Source organism: Sedimentitalea todarodis, assembly GCF_032595355.1.
Lineage (GTDB): Bacteria > Pseudomonadota > Alphaproteobacteria > Rhodobacterales > Rhodobacteraceae > Sedimentitalea > Sedimentitalea todarodis.
The window spans coordinates 361785-379827 of record NZ_JASMWN010000001.1; the positions used below are offsets into that span (position 1 = coordinate 361785).

The following is an 18043-nucleotide window of genomic DNA, read 5'->3' on the forward strand; positions in this document are numbered from 1 at the left end:
AATGGCAGATTTTTATCACACACAGCGAGCAATGCGGCAAATGCGGCGACAGGCGCTGCAGCGTGGCGTGATCGCCATTCTCGATGTGGGCAGTTCCAAGACCGCCTGCCTTGTGCTGCGCTTTGATGGGGCGGATCAATTGAGCGAGGACAACTCGATCGGGTCTCTGGCCGGGCAATCGGCCTTTCGCGTTGTCGGAGCGGCAACGACGCGGGCGCGCGGGGTCCAGTTCGGCGAAATCACCGCGATGCAGGAAACCGAACGCGCCATTCGCACCGCGTTGCAGGCGGCCCAGAAGATGGCTGAAATCCGCGTCGATCACGTCATCGCCTGTTTCTCGGGCGCCAGCCCGCGCAGCTATGGGCTCGATGCGCAGGTGGAACTCGAAGGCCAGGTTGTTACCGAGGCCGAGGTCGCCCGCGTGCTCGCCGCCTGCGATGTGCCGGAATACGGGGCAGGGCGCGAGGTGCTGCACGCGCAGCCAGTCAATTTTGCGCTTGATCACCGCTCGGGCCTGATCGACCCGCGTGGCCAGTTGGGTCAGACCCTGTCGGCGGACATGCACATGCTGACGGTTGACGCCGATGCCGTTCAAAACCTGGTGCATTGCGTCAAACGGTGTGACCTGGAGCTCGCCGGCATTGCCAGTTCGGCCTATGCCAGCGGCATATCGGCGCTGGTCGAAGACGAGCAGGAGCTTGGCGCGGCCTGCGTCGATCTGGGTGGCGGATCGACCGGCGTCTCGATCTTTATGAAAAAGCACATGATCTATGCCGATTGTGTGCGTATGGGCGGCGATCATGTCACCGCCGACATCTCGATGGGCCTTGGCATTCCGGCTGGCAACGCCGAACGGATCAAGACCTTTTATGGTGGTGTGCATGCAACCGGCATGGACGATCGCGAGATGATCGATATCGGTGGTGATACCGGCGACTATGAACATGACCGGCGCACCGTTAGCCGCGCCGAACTGATCGGTATCATGCGACCGCGTGTCGAGGAGATCCTGGAAGAGGTACGCGTGCGGCTGGATGCGGCGGGTTTTGAACACCTTCCCAGTCAGCAGATCGTCCTGACCGGCGGCGGCAGCCAGATCCCCGGCCTTGACGGGCTGGCCAGCCGCATTCTGGGCCAACAGGTGCGCCTGGGCCGTCCCTTGCGGGTGCATGGTCTGCCCCAGGCGGCTACAGGCCCCGGATTTGCCAGCGCTGTCGGGCTCGCCCTGTTTGCGGCGCACCCGCAGGACGAATGGTGGGATTTCGAAATTCCCGTAGATCGCTATCCGGCGCGCTCCTTCCGGCGCGCGGTAAAGTGGTTCCGGGACAACTGGTGACCGCTAGATATTGCCAAACAGGCGACATTGGGCGGAAACACGCGCGAGAAGACCCACATTTTGGGGTGTTTTTGCGTTTTTGTGGTGACGACCGGCCATATGGCGGCTAAGGTTGTGACAATTGGACGAAAAAACACCCGCGAATGTGGGTCGGCAGAACAGGCGGAACTCTTATGACATTGAATCTATCGATGCCCGGACAGGACGACTTGAAACCCCGGATTACCGTGTTCGGTGTCGGTGGGGCAGGCGGCAACGCCGTTAACAACATGATTGAAAAACAGCTCGACGGGGTCGAGTTCGTTGTGGCCAACACCGACGCACAGGCGCTCCAGCAAAGTGCCTCGCAGAACCGGGTGCAACTCGGCGTCAAAGTAACCGAAGGGCTGGGCGCCGGTGCACGGGCCAGCGTCGGGGCCGCGGCGGCCGAGGAAAGTATCGAACAGATCGTTGATCACCTTGCGGGCGCGCATATGTGCTTTATCACTGCGGGCATGGGCGGAGGCACCGGCACCGGTGCCGCCCCGATCATCGCACAGGCCGCACGTGAACTCGGCGTTCTGACGGTTGGCGTCGTGACCAAGCCGTTCCAGTTCGAAGGCGGCAAGCGGATGCGCCAGGCCGAGGACGGCGTCGAAAGTCTGCAAAAGGTCGTCGACACCCTGATCATCATTCCCAACCAGAACCTGTTCCGGCTGGCGAACGAAAAAACCACCTTTACCGAAGCATTCTCGATGGCGGATGACGTGCTGTATCAGGGCGTCAAAGGCGTGACCGACCTCATGGTCCGTCCTGGCCTGATCAACCTCGACTTTGCCGATGTGCGGGCCGTTATGGACGAGATGGGCAAGGCGATGATGGGCACGGGCGAGGCCGAGGGCGAAGATCGTGCCATCCAGGCCGCCGAAAAGGCCATCGCAAACCCGCTTCTGGACGAAATCAGCCTCCGAGGCGCCAAGGGTGTTCTGATCAACATCACCGGCAGCCACGATCTGACCCTGTTCGAACTGGACGAGGCGGCGAACCGGATCCGCGAAGAGGTCGATCCCGAGGCGAATATCATTGTCGGCTCCACTCTGGACACCGCCATGGAAGGCCTGATGCGCGTCAGCGTGGTTGCCACCGGCATCGACGCGGGCGAAGTGAATACCGAAGTTCCGGTTCCGCGTCGCTCGATGTCAGCGCCGCTGCGCACCAGCGTCAGCGTCGAAGAAGAACAGCCTGAGTCACAGTACGAAGAGATGCCGGTCGCCGCGACCGCAAGCAACGCAGCCCAGGAGCGCATGCTGTTTGAAAATATCGAGCCGATCGAAGCTGTAGGCGATGAAGAACCCGAAGAGTTCTATCCGGCAGCCGCCGAGACCCGCGAACAGGATGACGGCCTGCCACCACCTGCCTATGAGCCGCGCGTCGCCGCATTCGAGCCGCGCGCCGAACAGGCCGAGGTCGAGAGATTTGTTGCACCCCGCGCTCCGGCACCGGGAACCCCGTCACCCGAAGCACTGGCGCGTCTGCAAAAAGCGGTGCAAAACGTGCCGAACGGCGCACAACGCGCGACAGCCGTACAATCGCGCCGACCTGCCGCCGCGCCGGCCCCGGTCGACACGGGTGACAAGCCACGGTTCAGCGTCAATTCTCTGATCAATCGCATGACGGGCCATGCGGCAGACACGCCAGCCGATCGCGGTGCGCAAACGGCGCGCCAGCAGCCACCGATGCACCAGCGTGACGCTACGGAACCCTATCATGACGAACCTGACCATGATCAGGACCGGATAGAAGTTCCGGCCTTTTTGCGGCGCCAGGCCAATTGATCACGTCACAAAAGACACCGAACGGGCCGCCTTTGGGCGGCCTTTTCTATTTTACTAACAGGTACTTACGAGACATGCGGCGGGGTTCTGCCGATATGTTACATGCATGTTTCATTCGGTTGCAAAGATTGAGTTGAGTGACAAACAGCGGCCGCTTAACTGAAGCTACGCCAACCCGGACGTGGTTGGAGAAACGGTTAGAGGCCTGTCTTGCAAAATACGCTCAAAGCCCCGGTGACGTTTGATGGTGTCGGTCTGCACTCTGGTGCGCCCGCCCGTATGGTGCTGCGCCCGGCGCAGGCGGGTTTTGGCATCCGTTTTCGCCGCACAGATATCGAGCTTGGCAATGCTGTGATCCCGGCCCTCTGGGACCGTGTGGAACGCAGCCCGCTTTGCACCCGCCTTGTGAACGAGGCCGGCGTGTCGGTTTCGACAGTGGAACATGTGATGGCGGCCCTTTCGGGCTGTGGCGTCAACAACGCGCTGATCGATATCGATGGCCCCGAAGTTCCGATTCTGGATGGCTCGTCCGCACCTTTCGTGCGTGGCATCATGGCCCGTGGCGTGCAGCTGCAAGGTGCGCCTGTCGTGGCTCTGGAAATTCTGAAACCTGTCACCGTTGAAAAGGACGGCGCCCGCGCCACGCTCTTGCCTGCGGATGGATTCGAGATCGAGTTTCACATTGATTTCGCCGACGAAGCCATCGGTCGCCAGAGCAAGGTCCTTGATATGCGCAACGGGGCTTTTGCGCGCGAACTGTGTGACAGCCGCACGTTTTGCCGTCAGGCCGATGTGGACGCGATGCACGAAAAAGGTCTCGCGCTTGGCGGAACCCTTGAAAACGCGGTTGTCGTCGATGGCGAAGACGTGCTCAGCCCGGGTGGCTTCCGCCACGCCGACGAAGCGGTGCGCCACAAGATGCTTGATGCTTTGGGTGATCTGGCACTGGCGGGCGGCCCGATTCTCGGCCGGTATATCGGGGAACGCGCCGGTCACGCGCTGACCAACACGCTTTTGCGTGCCTTGTTTGACACGCCCGGCGCGGTTCGGATGGTTGTTTGTGAAGGCGAAGAGGCTGCACGTCTGCCAGGGCAGGGGCTTGTCTGGGCAGAAATCCCGCAAGTCGCCTGACTCCGAAGCAGCTCCACCGACACGATCTCGCTCTCATGGCTTTAAGGCGTTTTGCACGCGAAAATATTGTGCTAGACCCTTCCGCAATCGGGGCTACACCCCGGATCAGGCGACAAGGGTAATCTAGCATGTTGGGTGGCAAGTTCAGGGCCAAGGTCATCGGCACCGTTCTTATCGTGGCGTTTCTCGCCTCCTGCGGTGGCAGTGGACGGACCGACCGGACCGAGTCGCTGGAAGGGTACACACCCGAGCAGATCTTTGAACGGGGCGAGTTCGATTTGGCGCGCGCGCGCACCGATGATGCCGCCTGGTATTTTTCCGAGATCGAGCGGCTGTACCCCTATTCCTCATGGGCGAAACGGGCCCTGATCATGCAGGCGTTTTCCTACCATCAGGGCAAGGATTACCCCAACAGCCGCGCGGCAGCGCAGCGCTATATCGACTTTTATCCGACGGACGAAGATGCCGCCTATGCCCAGTATCTGCTTGCCCTCAGCTATTATGATCAGATCGACGAAGTCGGTCGCGATCAGGGTCTGACCTTTCAGGCGCTGCAGGCCCTGCGCACCGTGATCGAGGTCTACCCGGACAGCGAATACGCCACTACGGCGATTCTGAAATTCGATCTCGCGTTTAACCATCTCGCAGGTAAGGAAATGGAAATCGGTCGCTATTACCTGCGGCGCAGCCATTACACTGCCGCCATCAACCGATTCCGGGTTGTGATCGAGGATTTCCAGACCACAAGCCACACCGCCGAGGCCCTTTTCCGCGCCATCGAGGCCTATCTGTCGCTTGGTCTGCTGGACGAGGCACAGACCGCCGGCGCGATTCTGGGGTACAACTACCGCTCTTCGGAGTGGTACGACGATGCCTATAAACTGCTGACCAGCCGTGGTCTCAAGATGAAGAGCCGTGGCAACAACTGGCTCAGCCAGATCTATCGCCAGTCGGTCAAGGGCCAGTGGCTCTAGAGTGTTTCCGGATCGCGGCCTATGCAATGTCCATCGGGGTTTGCATTGGTGCTAATCGCGGCATGCCGCCCAACGTGATCCAATGTTGACAATATGCCCGTACCAAAACCGGGCGGTGCCTCTCATGTGGAATGGTTCGGATGCTGCGCGCGCTTGATATTCGCGACATGCTCATCATTGACCGGCTGGAACTCGCCTTCCAACCCGGTCTCAACGTGATGACCGGAGAAACCGGGGCTGGCAAGTCTATCCTTTTGGATTCGCTTGGCTTTGTTCTCGGCTGGCGGGGGCGTGCGGAATTGGTGCGGCAGGGCGCGGAACAGGGCGAGGTTGTCGCCGTGTTCGATCTGCCCGCCGGGCATGCGGCCCATGCGGTGCTTGAAGAAGCGGGCCTGCCCGGTGGCGACGAATTGATACTTCGCCGCATCAACCGACCTGACGGGCGCAAGACGGCCTGGGTCAACGACCGTCGTTGCTCGGGCGACGTGCTGCGCGCGCTTTCGGATACACTGGTTGAACTGCACGGGCAGCATGATGATCGCGGCCTGCTGGATCCGCGCGGCCACCGCGCCATGCTCGACACATTTGGTGGGCTTGAGCAGGTGCGTGGCGAAACCCGTGCGACATGGGGCGCCTATACGCGGGCGCAAAAGCGGGTTGAGGCGACCCGAGCGGCGCTGGATGCGATCCGCGAAGAGGAAGAATTCCTGCGCCATGCCGTGGCCGAATTTGAGGCGCTTGATCCGCAAGCCGGGGAGGACGCCGAACTCGATGCGCGCCGCCGAACGATGCAGGGGGCGGCGCGCATTCGCGAGGATGTCGCCCGCGCGCTTGGCTTGCTGGGAGGCGATGGGGCCGAAGGGGCGATGGCAGACGCGCTGCGCTGGCTTGACGGTGTTGCCGGGAACGCCGATGGAACGCTGGACGCGCCGCTCTCCGCGCTGAACCGGGCGATGGTCGAACTCGGAGAGGCCCAGGCCGGGGTCGGGGCCAGCCTTGATGCGCTCGACTTTGATGAGCACGAATTGGAAAACACTGAAGAGCGGCTGTTTGCCATTCGGGCGCTCGCCCGAAAGCATGATTGCGCCCCTGACAATCTGCCAGATGTCGGAGTTGCGCTGCGCGATCGTCTGACGACGCTTGATGCCGGAGACGCGGACCTCGCCCAGCAAGAGGCAGATCTCTGCGCGGCTCAGGCCGCTTATGAGGCCGCTGCCACCATGCTCAGCGACAGGCGTGCCGCGGCGGCGGTGCGGCTTGACGCTGCGGTGATGGCGGAACTCGCACCGTTGCGGATGGAGCGTGCCGAATTCCGCACGATCCTTGGCGCAGCGGATCCCGGCCCGGATGGACATGACACCGCGACCTTTACCGTTGCGACCAACCCCGGCGCCCCAGCAGGTGCGTTGAACAAGATTGCGTCGGGCGGCGAACTCAGCCGGTTTCTGCTGGCGCTCAAGGTGTGTCTGACCGGGCCTGACAGCGGATTGACGATGATCTTTGACGAAATCGACCGGGGTGTCGGGGGTGCCACTGCGGATGCGGTCGGACGACGGCTGGCCGATCTTGCGCGGAACGGGCAGGTTCTGGTTGTCACCCATTCGCCGCAGGTCGCAGCGCGCGGGACGCATCATTGGCGCGTCGAGAAGCAGGTCACAAACGGCGCGACGCTGTCTCGCGTGGTGCCGCTGTCAGACACGGACCGCATCGACGAAATTGCCCGCATGCTCGCGGGAGATACCGTTACGGACGAGGCTCGTGCAGCCGCGCGTGCACTGCTCAACCCATAGCGGCCCGCTCCGCGCCGGACTCGCGCCTGTCGCAGAAATCGCCGCGATTTCGCCCCGCCCTTGCCGTCCATGGGACCTAGCTTGTTTAGATAGGTTGTTTTTTTGTTAATAGGTGTTCTTGTGAAACCATCATTCCAGGCCCGCTGGGCTCTCCCTGCCTTGGGACTTGCTATCCTGACGCTGACTGCAAACCCGAGTTTCGCGGTAACGGCTCCGCCGGACCCCGAACCGGATCCGCCTGCGTCGTCCCCTCCCGACTCCCCAAGCGAAAACGAGGGCGGCGAGCGCAACGCGCCGTTCTTTTCCCCAGACCCGGTCAGTCGAAACGCGCCGGTGGGGTTCGTGGTGCCGGACCGGGCCTGTCGCGGCGACAAGCTCGACCCCTGCTTCTGATCCGGGCAGGTCCAGACAGCAGAACTGCAGCAAGATCAATGCGATGTTGGCGCGCAGATTGGAAAACACAATTCAGCTTCCGGAAAATCTGCGCTAGACAGGTCGGGCAGTCACCCTCGAGGTACAGATGGCCGACTCCACCCGCTCGATCCTCGCCCAGCAGATGGCCAACGCGTTGCGCGCGCTGCGCAACGGCTTGCGGGTGATCCGCCGGCGCGGGCCGAGTCAGATCCAGTTCTGGTTCATCGCGCTGATCATCGGTATCGCTGCCGGGTTCGCGGCGCTCGGCTTTCGGCTTGGGATCGCTGCGTTGCAGGCTGCCCTTTACGGCACTGATGATGTCCGGCTCTTGCACAGCCACGCCGAGCAACTGCCCTGGTACTGGATCCTTGCCATTCCGATCGCCGGCGGGCTGGTCGTTGGTCTAATCCTCAACCGGTTTACGCCTGATGGACGTGTGCGTGCGGTGGCCGACGTGATCGAAGGCGCCGCCGTGCGGGATGGCCGCGTGGAAATCCGCGCCGGGCTGGCATCGCTTGCGGCCTCTCTCATCACGCTCAGTTCCGGCGGCTCGTCTGGCCGCGAAGGTCCGGTCGTGCATATGGCAGGTGTGATTTCCACCTGGGTCAGCAACCGCATTCACGCCGATGGCATCACCGGGCGCGACCTTTTGGGATGTGCAGTGGCGGCGGCTGTCTCGGCCAGTTTCAACGCGCCGATTGCCGGGGCGATCTTTGCCCTCGAAGTCGTGCTGCGCCATTTCGCCGTACACTCCTTTGCCCCGATCGCCATCGCCAGCGTTGCGGGGACCGTCATCAACCGGCTGCATCTCGGAGATGTGGCCGAATTCAACCTGATCACACCGGGTGCCCTGCAATTCTATGTGGAACTGCCGGCCTTCCTGCTGCTTGGTCTGATCTGCGGCGTCGTCGCTGCCGTGCTGATGCGCGGCATCTTCTGGACCGAGAACATGGGCGACCATCTGCAACGGCGCATCGGTTTTCCCGGATGGATCCGCCCGGCCATCGCCGGGGCGATGCTTGGTGGTATCGCGATCTGGTTTCCGCATATCATCGGCGTCGGCTATGAAACCACGCGGATTGCCTTGTCTGGCGAACTGGTGTTGGTCACCGCCATCCTGTTCACTGTCGTCAAGGTTGCCGCTGTTGCGATCACCATAGGCGGGCGCATGGGCGGCGGGGTGTTCTCTCCGTCGCTGATGATCGGGGCACTGACCGGTCTGGCCTTTGGCATCATCGCGACCGATGTGCTTCCCGAAGTTTCGGGAACGCACGCGCTCTATGCCTTTGCCGGCATGGGAGCAGTGGCCGCTGCGGTGCTGGGCGCGCCGATCTCGACGACACTGATCGTGTTCGAACTGACCGGCGACTGGCAGATCGGCATTGCCGTGATGGTGTCTATCAGCCTCTCGACCGCACTGGCTTCGCGGATCGTGGACCGGTCGTTCTTTCTCACCCAGTTGCAGCGCCGTGGCATCGCGCTCGCGGCGGGGCCGCAGGCCTATGTGTTGTCGCTGTTGCGCACAGGGGCCGTGATGCGCCCGCCCGAACACAAGCGTGCGGCCGATCCCGAACGCTGTGCCGTGCTGATTGCCGATGGCGTCTGTGTTACGCCGTCCAGCACGCTTGAATCTGCCATGCCCATGCTGGAACGCGGAGAGGACGGTTTCCTGCCCGTGGTGGTTCTGGAAGGCGACGACACCAAACCAAGGCTTGTGGGCGCCTTGTTCTATATCGACGCGCTTAAGGCGTACAACCGCGCGCTGGCGGCAACCGCTGCCGAGGAACATTCCTGATCCAAGCCAGATTTTTTCGCGATACGGACAATTGTCTGAAAGTTGACGTAATTGGGTCGTCATTTGACCATCTACCCGGGCGAAACAGGAGCCAGTGAAGTTACCAGTACGCGGAGTTACTCGCATGACGTTCAAACTTTCAGGGCTGGCTGCGGTCGTTTTTGTTTTCGTAGCCAGTCTTGTGTCCCCTGCAAGTGCTGCAACCGTCGATGCACGGAATGTGGTTGCATTTGAATTTGATTTTTCAACAACGGGTGTCACCAGTTTCGACAGGTTTGGCTATAATTGTGGTCGCTGTGGCGGCGAGGGTCTGTTCCTCTCCGGCGCAACGATGCAGCTCGATTTCGGAACCACGCTTGGCGCGGCGGACATCGGCTCGCGGACCTTCAGCAACCCGTTCAATTTCGCGATCAGCAATGTCAGCTCGGGCCTGACACCTGAAGTCGCGGTTCCCGGTGCAGTTGATCGCCTGTTTCTGACCTTCCGGTTCGTGGATGATGTGTTCGACATTTCGTCGGCGACTATCTACGGCCAGTCGATCGGTGTCATGAACGGAACACTCATTGAGAACGTGCCACCTTCGCCGGTGCCGCTACCGGCAGGCATTTTTCTGATGGCCAGTGCCCTTGGCGGCCTCGCCTTCATGAAGCGCAAATAGAATTCGGAACGATTACTGAAACAAGAAAACCGGGGCCAGGCGCCCCGGTTATTCAAGTTTGGGCTGTTGCGTAAATCAGAGCTGTTCGACCTTGATCGAGTCACCTGTGTAGAATGCGAGATGGTCCTTGATCTCCGCGACCGCATCCAGCGGGTTTTCATAGGTCCACACGGCATTTTCATCGACCGATGATTTGTTGACGATCGAGTAATAATTCGCATCACCCTTGTGCGGGCAATGTGTGGTCTTGTCGGTTCGGTCCAGAAACGCCATCGCGATATCGGTGCGGGGGAAATAGATCACCGGCGCCAGGTCGCCTTCGCTCAACTCGAGCGCGTTGGTCGTTTCGCCCAACACCGCACCGCCCGATCGCACTGTCCAGGTCCCCGGTTTCCTGCGTATGCGAATGTGATCTGCCATCTCGATTCCCTTTGAAACAGTGCGTCAGGCCCGCCGGACCCGCGCGATAAGACACGCCGCGGCATCAGAGCGGGGCGGTTGCCGCATCCAACCACATCCGGGCAGACTTGCCTACCCGAGGTGCGATTTTTTCCCGCACCTCGGCGTGGTAGGCATTCAGCCATGCCCGCTCGTCCTGCGACAACATCTCGGTCACGATTAGCCGCCGGTCAATCGGGACATAGGTCAGCGTTTGCCAGCACTGCATTTCGCGTTCGGCGTCTCCGCCGGGCAGTGCCGGGGCAGGCTGAACAACCAACAGGTTCTCGATGCGGATGCCAAAGGCTCCCTCGCGGTAATATCCCGGCTCATTTGACAAGATCATTCCGGCTTCCAGAGGCACGGCGCTCATCCGGCTCAGCCGCTGTGGCCCTTCGTGAACGCTCAGATAGGCACCGACCCCATGGCCCAGCCCGTGGTTGAAATCCTGCCCTGCCAGCCAAAGCGGCATCCGCCCGATGGCTTCGATATCGCGCCCCGCCAGCCCCTTGGGCCAGCGCAGGCGCGAGATCGCGATCATGCCCTGAAGTACGCGGGTAAAGGCCGCGCATTCGTCTGACCCCGGCGACCCAATCGCAATCGTACGGGTAATGTCGGTGGTGCCGTCGAGATACTGACCGCCGCTGTCAAGCACCAGCAATTGCCCGTCCTGCAGCACGCTGTCGGTTTCTTCGCTGACCCGGTAATGCATGATCGCGCCGTTGGGGCCGGTGCCGGAAATGGTATCAAAGCTGATATCCTGCAACGCCTTGTCCTTGCGCCGGTTTTCCTCCAACTGCTTGACAACCGCGATCTCGGTCAGGCGTCCAGAGGACTGTTCATCCAGCCAGGCGAGCAGTTCAACCATCGCGGCGCCGTCTCGCAGATGCGCCGCCGCGCTGCCTTCGATCTCGGCCCGGTTCTTGCGTGCCTTGGGAAGTACACAGGGGTCATCGCCATACACAGCCGCCGCACCAAGCACATCGGCAAGTTTCTGTGGCACGGTTGATTTCTCGATCCGCACTGGCGCATTCAGCGCCGCCAGAGCCGTCAGAAAACCGTCGGGCGGACAGATCGTCACCGTATCATCCAGAAGGTCGCGCACAGCGCCCAACTTGGCCGCCTCCATGAACAGATCAACCCGCCCGTCGTCATGCAGGACCGCGAATCCATGCGCCACCGGGTTGCGTGCAATGTCAGAGCCGCGAATGTTCAGGAGCCACATGATCGAGTCGGGCAGGGTGATCACCGCCGCACGGTGCCCCGCCTTGCGCAACGCCTCTGCCAGCCGCGCGCATTTTTTGGTCGCCGTTTCGCCGGCAAATTCCAGCGGGTGCGCTTTGACCGGCTGCAGCGGCGGTGCCGGCTGCTCCGTCCAAACGCGGTCCACGAGATTGTCCGATTGCACCATGACAATCCTGGTTCCATCAAGAACCTGCGACCAGCGTTCGATTTCTGCCGCCGTATGCAACCATGGATCAAAGCCGACCCGCCCGCCGTCCGGCAACTGTTCGATCAACCATTCAGGCAGACGCACATCGGGCCATGGCACGGGCGTAAAATCCCTGGCCACCTGCGCCTTGACCTGTGTGCGGTAACGCCCGTCGACGAACACCCCCGCAGCATCACGCAGCGCGGCGCAGAAGCCGGCGGACCCTGTAAAGCCCGTCAGCCAGGACAGCCGCGCATCATGGTCGGCCACATACTCCCCCTGATGCGCATCCGCGCGCGGCACCAGAAAGCCGTCGAGCCCTTCGGCCTTCATCTCCTCGCGCAACCGGGCCAGTCGCGGCGGGCCCTGTTCGGGCCGGGCAGTCACTTCAAAACTCTGAAACATGTGCGGCCTATCTGCTTCTTGCGCTGCGGCGAAACCTGAGCGGGTGAGGAGAAAATGTCCAGCCCGTCCAATGGATATCTGCCCGATGCAACACGCACGGCTTGCGAAACCGCGGGCAGCGGCGCTACGTTACTCCTGGATACCAAGAGGACCACGCCTGATGAAGAGCCTGATCTCCATCCTGTTACTCTTGCCGGCAGCGGCGCTGGCTGAAGGCACCGAGGAACAGGTTGAAATGCCGGATCTCGCAGCCGATGCGCTTGCGGAAGAGGCCGGGTCGGCAAACCGGGTCAGAGGGTTGGAGCTCTCCCGTGCGGTTCCCCGCCGCAACGGCAGCAAGACCATGTGCGCCACCACCAATGCCTATAACAGGTCCGGCAACTTCATCGGTTTGACCTACTGGGAATTCACCTTCAACGGCGATGGAACCGAGCTTGATTCCATGCGCGATGTGACGGGGCTGAACAGCGCCTGCTACAGCGCCAGATACAAGAAATATTAGAAATCTGCGGACATCCCTTCCACGGCCCTGAAGCAATCAGATCCGCCTCTGGTCGCGCCTGCGTATCAGGACCCCGGATCTGTTGGCCAAGCGCTGGACTGGGGGGCCAAGAGCCCGGGCAGTTCATCCATGCCAACAACGTGGCAGTAGATCATGTTGATGATCTCAAGTTCCTTTTCGTGCAATTCATCCGTTGCTGCCGCACAGGCGTCATGAACAACGACCACGCCAAAGCTCTCGTCGGCGAGAGACCGGACCGTGGAACTCACACATTGGTCGGTGAAGATACCTGAAACAATGATGTCGGTGATCCCGATGTTGCGCAGAATGAGCCTCAGATTGGTGCCCGTTAGCGCACTGTCGGTGGTTTTGGTCACAACGATCTCATCGCCCTGTGGCGACAATTGCGGTACGATCTGGCTGTCGTCTCCATCCTTGGGCAACAGCAGGTAGTTGAATCCTGGTTTCTTCTGGCTGAGGGACCGGTCGCGGCCATCTTGGGTCTGGCAGGCGATGCGGGCAAACATGACCTCGATCCCTTCGCCGCGCGCCCATTCCAGAAGCCTGGCGTTGTTGGGGATGACGATCGTATTCATCCGGTCATAAAAAGGTTGCCAGCGCGCGGCCTCCCTGGGGTCGCTGTCCGGTTCCAGATAGGTGTTCTGAATATCGATCACCAACAGTGCGGTGTGACTACGCGACAGGACGATGTTTTCTGGATTGTCGGCGGTTTCATAGTAGAAACTGCGAAAGGCGGTTTTCCAATTGCTCATGCTCTGTCCTGTCCTGCGCCGATCCTGTCCATCCAGTCTTGGCCGATCCGTGCAGTGGTGGCGGCAAATCCGGGGGCCAGTTCCTGCGGTTCCGGTGCTTCAATATGGCTGCCAATCCACGCCAGAAGGGCCATCCGGCGCAGCATCATGAAGGTGTCGATCTCGGCCTCTTCCTCGGGGCTCATGGCGCGAACCGAGCGATAGCCCCGCACCCAGGCGGCCTTGAGATCGGGGATGCGCGGATCATCTTCGATAAAGCTTATGGCCGCGGCGAAATCATAGAGAAACCAGCCCCAGCCGCAGTCATCAAAGTCGATCAGACGGGTGCCATTGTCGTCGATCAGCAGATTGGCCAGCCGCATATCGGCATGGATCAGGTTGAACCGGTCCGGGGCCTTGCCGAAGGCGTCAAGACGCGCGCGGATCGTCGCCTCCACCTTCTCCAGCGTGGGCCTGACGCTGTCATCCACCTCCGGCGCGTCGCGCCAGTTGCCCCAGGTCGGCGTGGCCCCAAATACCGCGTCCACATCCCAGGTAAGCCGCTCGAATCCCTCCGGCTTTTGCCAGCGCAGCACATGCTCGTGGCAGCGCGCGGCGATAGCGCCCAGTTCCTCGTATCCAGCGCTCATGTCGCCGCTTTCATCCGGGGCCTCGCCCTCGACGAAATGAAACAGCACCATGTAACGCGGATTGCTCAGGCCCTCGACGCGGCCCTGCTGGATCGGATCGCCATTCCTGCCGACATAGTAGCCGGGCGTGGTCACGACCTTGTCGGCATCCAGCGCTTCAAGCCAGGCAAGCTCGCATTCGATGGCACGGTGGGAATGATACTGCTCCCGGTGCACCCGCAGCACGGATTTGTACCCGCCCGGCGCCTCGACCAGATAGGTCGCGTTTTCCGACACGTTGATCAGGCGCGCCGTGGCGCCCTCGGGAACGTCCCACAGGGACAGCGACTGGTTCGCCAGCACCCCCAGATATCCCAGCAACTCCTCCAGCGGCATGTCTGTTCCGGCCATGATCTTCTCCTGCGCTGGTCTTCAGATTTCCTCGATGGCTTCGAGCGATTCCGGAATGATCTGCCCCCCGTCCACGACGATCTGCTGACCTGTGATATACCCCGCCTCGTCCGAGGCAAAGAACAGCGCAGCATTGCCGATATCCTCGACATCGCCCAGCCGTTTCAGCGGGATCGAGGCCGCCATCGTGTCCAGATAGTCCTGCCCGAGATCCTGCAAGCCTTCGGTATAGATATTGCCCGGCATCACCGCGTTGATCGTCGTGTTGTAGCGCGACAGTTCCATCGCGGCCGTCTTCAGAAAGCCGAGCTGCCCCGATTTCGAGGCGCCGTAATGTGCCCAGCCGGGAAAGCCGGTGATCGGCCCCGTGATCGACGAGGTCAGGACGACACGGCCCTTGCCTGCCGCCTCAAAATGCGGGATCGCCGCCTTCACACAGAGGAACGAGGATTTGAGGTTGGTCGCCATCACCTGATCCCATTCCGACGGGTCCATGTCGGTGATCTTGGTCTGCGGAAACGCGCCCGCATTGGCGCACATCACGTCCAGACCGCCCTGGGCCTTGGCCGTACTGTCGACCATCGCCTTGACCGACGCCCAGTCCGAAACATCGCAAACCTCATGGCGCACATCGCCTTCGATCTCGGCTGCGGCCTTCTTCAGATCGTCCTCGCCCCGGGCCGCGATGGTGACCTTCGCCCCCTGCCGCGCGAACACCGTGGCTATGCCGCGCCCGATACCCTTGGAGCCGCCGGTAACGATAACGCTTTTGCCTTTGAGGGATGTAAGCATATTGATTTCCTCCGAGTTTGTTTATTTAGTTCTGTGCCGCGCGGCTTTCCCGGTTGGCTCTGAGCAGCCAGGCCACCGCAAGCGCCATCAGGATCAGCATGAACGACCCCACCACCGACATCACGCCCAGCGTCGGCACCAGCGGCGAATACCCCGAAACCATCTTGGCATACAGCCATTCGGGCAGGGTGCTGTCCGCGCCGGTGGTAAAGAGCGACAGCGGGAAATTGCCCCAGCTGAGCAGAAAGGCAAAAAGCCCCGCCGAAACCAGTCCCGGCATTAGCAGCGGCAGCGTGATTTCGCGCAGGATGGTCCAGGTGCCGGCCCCCATGTCGCGGGCGGCTTCCTCAAGAGCGGGGTCGAAACTGTAGGCGCGGATGGCGACGATCAGCGTGGCGATAGGGGCAATCCAGACCAGATGCGCCACGACGGCGGTTTTCCAGCTTGGTATGATACCCACCGAATTGAACCACATCAGCAGCGCCAGCCCCAACACCGTCTGCGGAAAGAAGATCGGTAGCAGGATCAGCTTTTGAAAGGTCGTGCGATAGCGCCACTCGTAACGGGCAAAGGCCAATGCGCCGAAAAAGGCGATGACGACCGAGATGATCGTGACCAGCACTGCGACGGAAAGCGAGGTGGTCAGCAGATCGCGTACCGTGGAGCTTTCCAGAGCTTCGCCATACCACTTTGTCGAATAGCGCTTGATCGGAAAGCTGAGATAGCGCGCCTTGGAAATCGACGCAAAACCAACAGACAAGAGCGGCAGGTATAAAAAGGCGATGACCACAAGGCCGTAGACGTAAAGAGCGATCCGGGTCGACCGGGAGGTCGGCATCAGCGTTTCCTCCCCATGATGGCATCAAGATCAACCTTGGAAACGCCGAACAATGCCAGCCCGCCAATGATGACGATCAGAATCATCGACAGCGCAGAACCAAGCGGCCAGTTCTGGCCGAAGGTAAAGGCAGTTTCGATATCGTCGGCGATGGCAATGACAGCCTGGCCGCCGAGGATTTTCGACTCAGCCAGCGCCCCTGCGGCCAGAACGAAACTGAGCAGCGAGCCGACCACAATGCCGGGTGCCGCCAGCGGGACTTCGATCTGCCAGAGAACCTGCCAGCGGGTCGCGCCCAGATCATAGGCCGCCTGACGCGTATCGTCGGGCACCATTGCGATGCCCTGCGCCAGTGGAAACAGCATAAAGGGCAGGTACACATAGACCAATCCGAAGACGATGATCGGTATGCCGTAAAGCGGGCTGTCAAAGCCTTCGCCGGTGTAGGCACGTAGATGGCCCTCGATCAGGCCACCCTTCATCAAGGTCAGAACCCAGCCAAAGAGGCGGATGTTTTCAGAAACGAAAAGGCTCATCACGACGGCGATGGTCAGCACCAGGGTGAAGCGGCCAAAGACCTTGGACATCGCATAGGCAAGGGGCCAACTGACCACCAGCAGGATCACGGTAGAGGCCAACGCCATGCCAAGCGACCACAGCAGCGACTTGTAGTAACCTTGGCTGAAAAATGTCGAATAGGCCGAAAAGTCGGGCATGTTGTTCAGGCTGAACACCTTGGCTGGCATGATCGAAAAAAGCGCGACCACCACCATGGGTGCCAGAAACGCCACCAGGAGCACCGCTGTCAGCGGCAGGGCGGACAAGACGCCCAGTTTGCGATCGAGGCTTTTCATGATGCCTCGCTGATGAAATGGGTGGCGTCGGTGTTGAAACCCAGATTCACCTGCGCGCCTTCGCTGGCTTCAAACCTCTCTTCGCGCAGTTTTTCAACGGTAACCATCTCACCCGATGGCAATTCGATCTCGTATTGAATGCGCGAGCCCAGTGCGTATTCGCCATGCAGAATGCCCGACAGTGTGAAATCGTAAGTGTCGCCGCCGGTGGCAAAGCGCACATATTCAGGCCGGACCATCAAAAGGCCATATCCGCCCGCGGAAAGCCCCTGGACCGACGTCCCGGTCCGGATGTCAAGCGCATCGCTGGCGGGTGCACCCTCGGCCCCGGCAGTCACGGCAAAGAGGTTCACCTCGCCCATGAACTCCGCCACGAAGCGGGTCACCGGGCGGCCATAGATCTCATCGGCCACGGCAATTTGCTCAAACCGGCCCTCTTTCATGATGGCGATGCGGTCGGACATCACCATGGCCTCTTCGAGGCTGTGCGTGATGTAGACAAACGTCTTGCCCGTTCGCGCGTGCAGATCCTTCAGTTCTTTCTCCAGCGTCTTGCGCAGACGGTAATCCAGCGCCGAGAGTGGCTCGTCAAAGAACAGGATTTCAGGATCGAAGGCCAGAGCACGTGCGAGCGCGACCCGCTGTCGTTCACCGCCGGAGCATTGCGAGATGCGTTTGTCATAATAATCTCGTGGCAGGCGCAAGAGGTCCAACAGCTCCAACGCCCTTCTGCGGCGTTGATCAGGTGGTTCCTTGCGCAGCTTGAGTGGAAATTCGATGTTCTTTCCCACTGTCAAATGGGGGAACAAGGCCAGCGATTGAAATACCATACAGGTGGGTCGCAGGTTGGCAGGTGTCTGGTCAATGCGCCCGTCACGCAGCCAAATCTCGCCTTCGGTGACGTCGTCCATACCCACCAGAAGGCGGATCAGAGTGGATTTGCCGCTGCCGGATGGGCCGACAATGGTGAAAAACTCACCTTCTTGAATATCCAGGCCAACGTTGTCCAGGGCGGTGAATTCGCCAAATCGTTTCACCACATTGCGCAGACGTAAGAGTGCCGAACCTTGCATGCGTA

General features: G+C 61.0%; 17 protein-coding genes. 9 read left to right on the forward strand and 8 right to left on the reverse strand.

Features of this window, described 5'->3' with window-relative positions:
- The first annotated feature begins 1 nt into the window (after nt 1).
- The 8 genes from ftsA to QO231_RS01770 all read left to right on the forward strand — a co-directional run bounded on the left by ftsA (nt 2) and on the right by QO231_RS01770 (nt 9912).
- Nucleotides 2–1336: a cell division protein FtsA gene (ftsA, locus tag QO231_RS01735; RefSeq protein ID WP_316772574.1), complete on the forward strand. Its 1335-nt coding sequence runs from the start codon at nt 2–4 to the stop codon at nt 1334–1336.
- A gap of 173 nt (nt 1337–1509) precedes the next feature.
- On the forward strand, nt 1510–3150 hold the full coding sequence (gene ftsZ / locus QO231_RS01740) for a cell division protein FtsZ (protein WP_316772577.1): 1641 nt from the start codon (nt 1510–1512) through the stop codon (nt 3148–3150).
- Between the two features lie 210 nt (nt 3151–3360).
- The gene (gene lpxC / locus QO231_RS01745) at nt 3361–4281 is read left to right on the forward strand and encodes a UDP-3-O-acyl-N-acetylglucosamine deacetylase (RefSeq protein ID WP_316772581.1); all 921 of its coding nucleotides are present in this window, start codon (nt 3361–3363) and stop codon (nt 4279–4281) included.
- A gap of 128 nt (nt 4282–4409) precedes the next feature.
- Nucleotides 4410–5255: an outer membrane protein assembly factor BamD gene (locus tag QO231_RS01750; protein WP_316772584.1), complete on the forward strand. Its 846-nt coding sequence runs from the start codon at nt 4410–4412 to the stop codon at nt 5253–5255.
- Between the two features lie 140 nt (nt 5256–5395).
- Entirely contained in the window at nt 5396–7045 is a 1650-nt protein-coding gene (recN, locus tag QO231_RS01755) for a DNA repair protein RecN (RefSeq protein ID WP_316772587.1), read from the forward strand.
- A 120-nt stretch (nt 7046–7165) separates the two neighbouring features.
- A complete protein-coding gene (locus tag QO231_RS01760; protein ID WP_316772588.1) occupies nt 7166–7438 on the forward strand; it encodes a hypothetical protein in 273 nt (90 codons plus the stop codon).
- A gap of 127 nt (nt 7439–7565) precedes the next feature.
- Nucleotides 7566–9254: a chloride channel protein gene (locus tag QO231_RS01765; RefSeq protein ID WP_316772589.1), complete on the forward strand. Its 1689-nt coding sequence runs from the start codon at nt 7566–7568 to the stop codon at nt 9252–9254.
- Between the two features lie 124 nt (nt 9255–9378).
- On the forward strand, nt 9379–9912 hold the full coding sequence (locus QO231_RS01770) for a VPLPA-CTERM sorting domain-containing protein (RefSeq protein WP_316772591.1): 534 nt from the start codon (nt 9379–9381) through the stop codon (nt 9910–9912).
- Nucleotides 9913–9987: 75 nt separating this feature from the next.
- Here the strand turns inward: QO231_RS01770 and QO231_RS01775 are convergent, their stop codons facing one another.
- Both QO231_RS01775 and QO231_RS01780 read right to left on the reverse strand, forming a co-directional pair.
- Nucleotides 9988–10332, reverse strand: coding sequence for a DUF427 domain-containing protein (locus QO231_RS01775; protein WP_316772594.1), 345 nt, complete (start codon nt 10330–10332; stop codon nt 9988–9990).
- A gap of 64 nt (nt 10333–10396) precedes the next feature.
- Complete coding sequence (locus tag QO231_RS01780; protein WP_316772596.1) at nt 10397–12187, reverse strand: aminopeptidase P family protein; 1791 nt, start codon at nt 12185–12187, stop codon at nt 10397–10399.
- 160 nt (nt 12188–12347) lie between these two features.
- Here QO231_RS01780 and QO231_RS01785 point away from each other — a divergent pair, with 160 nt between their 5' ends.
- A complete protein-coding gene (locus tag QO231_RS01785) occupies nt 12348–12689 on the forward strand; it encodes a hypothetical protein (RefSeq protein WP_316772598.1) in 342 nt (113 codons plus the stop codon).
- Between the two features lie 65 nt (nt 12690–12754).
- Here the strand turns inward: QO231_RS01785 and QO231_RS01790 are convergent, their stop codons facing one another.
- Genes QO231_RS01790 through QO231_RS01815 form a run of 6 tightly spaced genes read right to left on the reverse strand, consistent with a single transcriptional unit; the run spans nt 12755 to nt 18038 of the window.
- Complete coding sequence (locus tag QO231_RS01790; protein WP_316772601.1) at nt 12755–13462, reverse strand: cysteine hydrolase family protein; 708 nt, start codon at nt 13460–13462, stop codon at nt 12755–12757.
- Nucleotides 13459–14481 (reverse strand): phosphotransferase enzyme family protein, encoded by a 1023-nt coding sequence (locus tag QO231_RS01795; protein ID WP_316772604.1) that lies wholly within the window; start codon nt 14479–14481, stop codon nt 13459–13461. Before QO231_RS01795 ends, QO231_RS01790 begins: the two co-directional genes overlap by 4 nt.
- A gap of 21 nt (nt 14482–14502) precedes the next feature.
- Nucleotides 14503–15273 carry a 3-oxoacyl-ACP reductase FabG gene (gene fabG / locus QO231_RS01800; RefSeq protein ID WP_316772607.1) on the reverse strand — a complete coding sequence of 257 codons (771 nt, stop codon included), beginning with the start codon at nt 15271–15273 and terminating at the stop codon, nt 14503–14505.
- Between the two features lie 25 nt (nt 15274–15298).
- Entirely contained in the window at nt 15299–16111 is an 813-nt protein-coding gene (locus QO231_RS01805; protein WP_316772610.1) for an ABC transporter permease, read from the reverse strand.
- Nucleotides 16111–16965, reverse strand: a complete 855-nt coding sequence (locus QO231_RS01810; RefSeq protein WP_316772611.1) for an ABC transporter permease — start codon at nt 16963–16965, stop codon at nt 16111–16113. Before QO231_RS01810 ends, QO231_RS01805 begins: the two co-directional genes overlap by 1 nt.
- Nucleotides 16962–18038, reverse strand: coding sequence for an ABC transporter ATP-binding protein (locus tag QO231_RS01815; protein ID WP_316772613.1), 1077 nt, complete (start codon nt 18036–18038; stop codon nt 16962–16964). Before QO231_RS01815 ends, QO231_RS01810 begins: the two co-directional genes overlap by 4 nt.
- Nucleotides 18039–18043 lie beyond the last annotated feature (5 nt).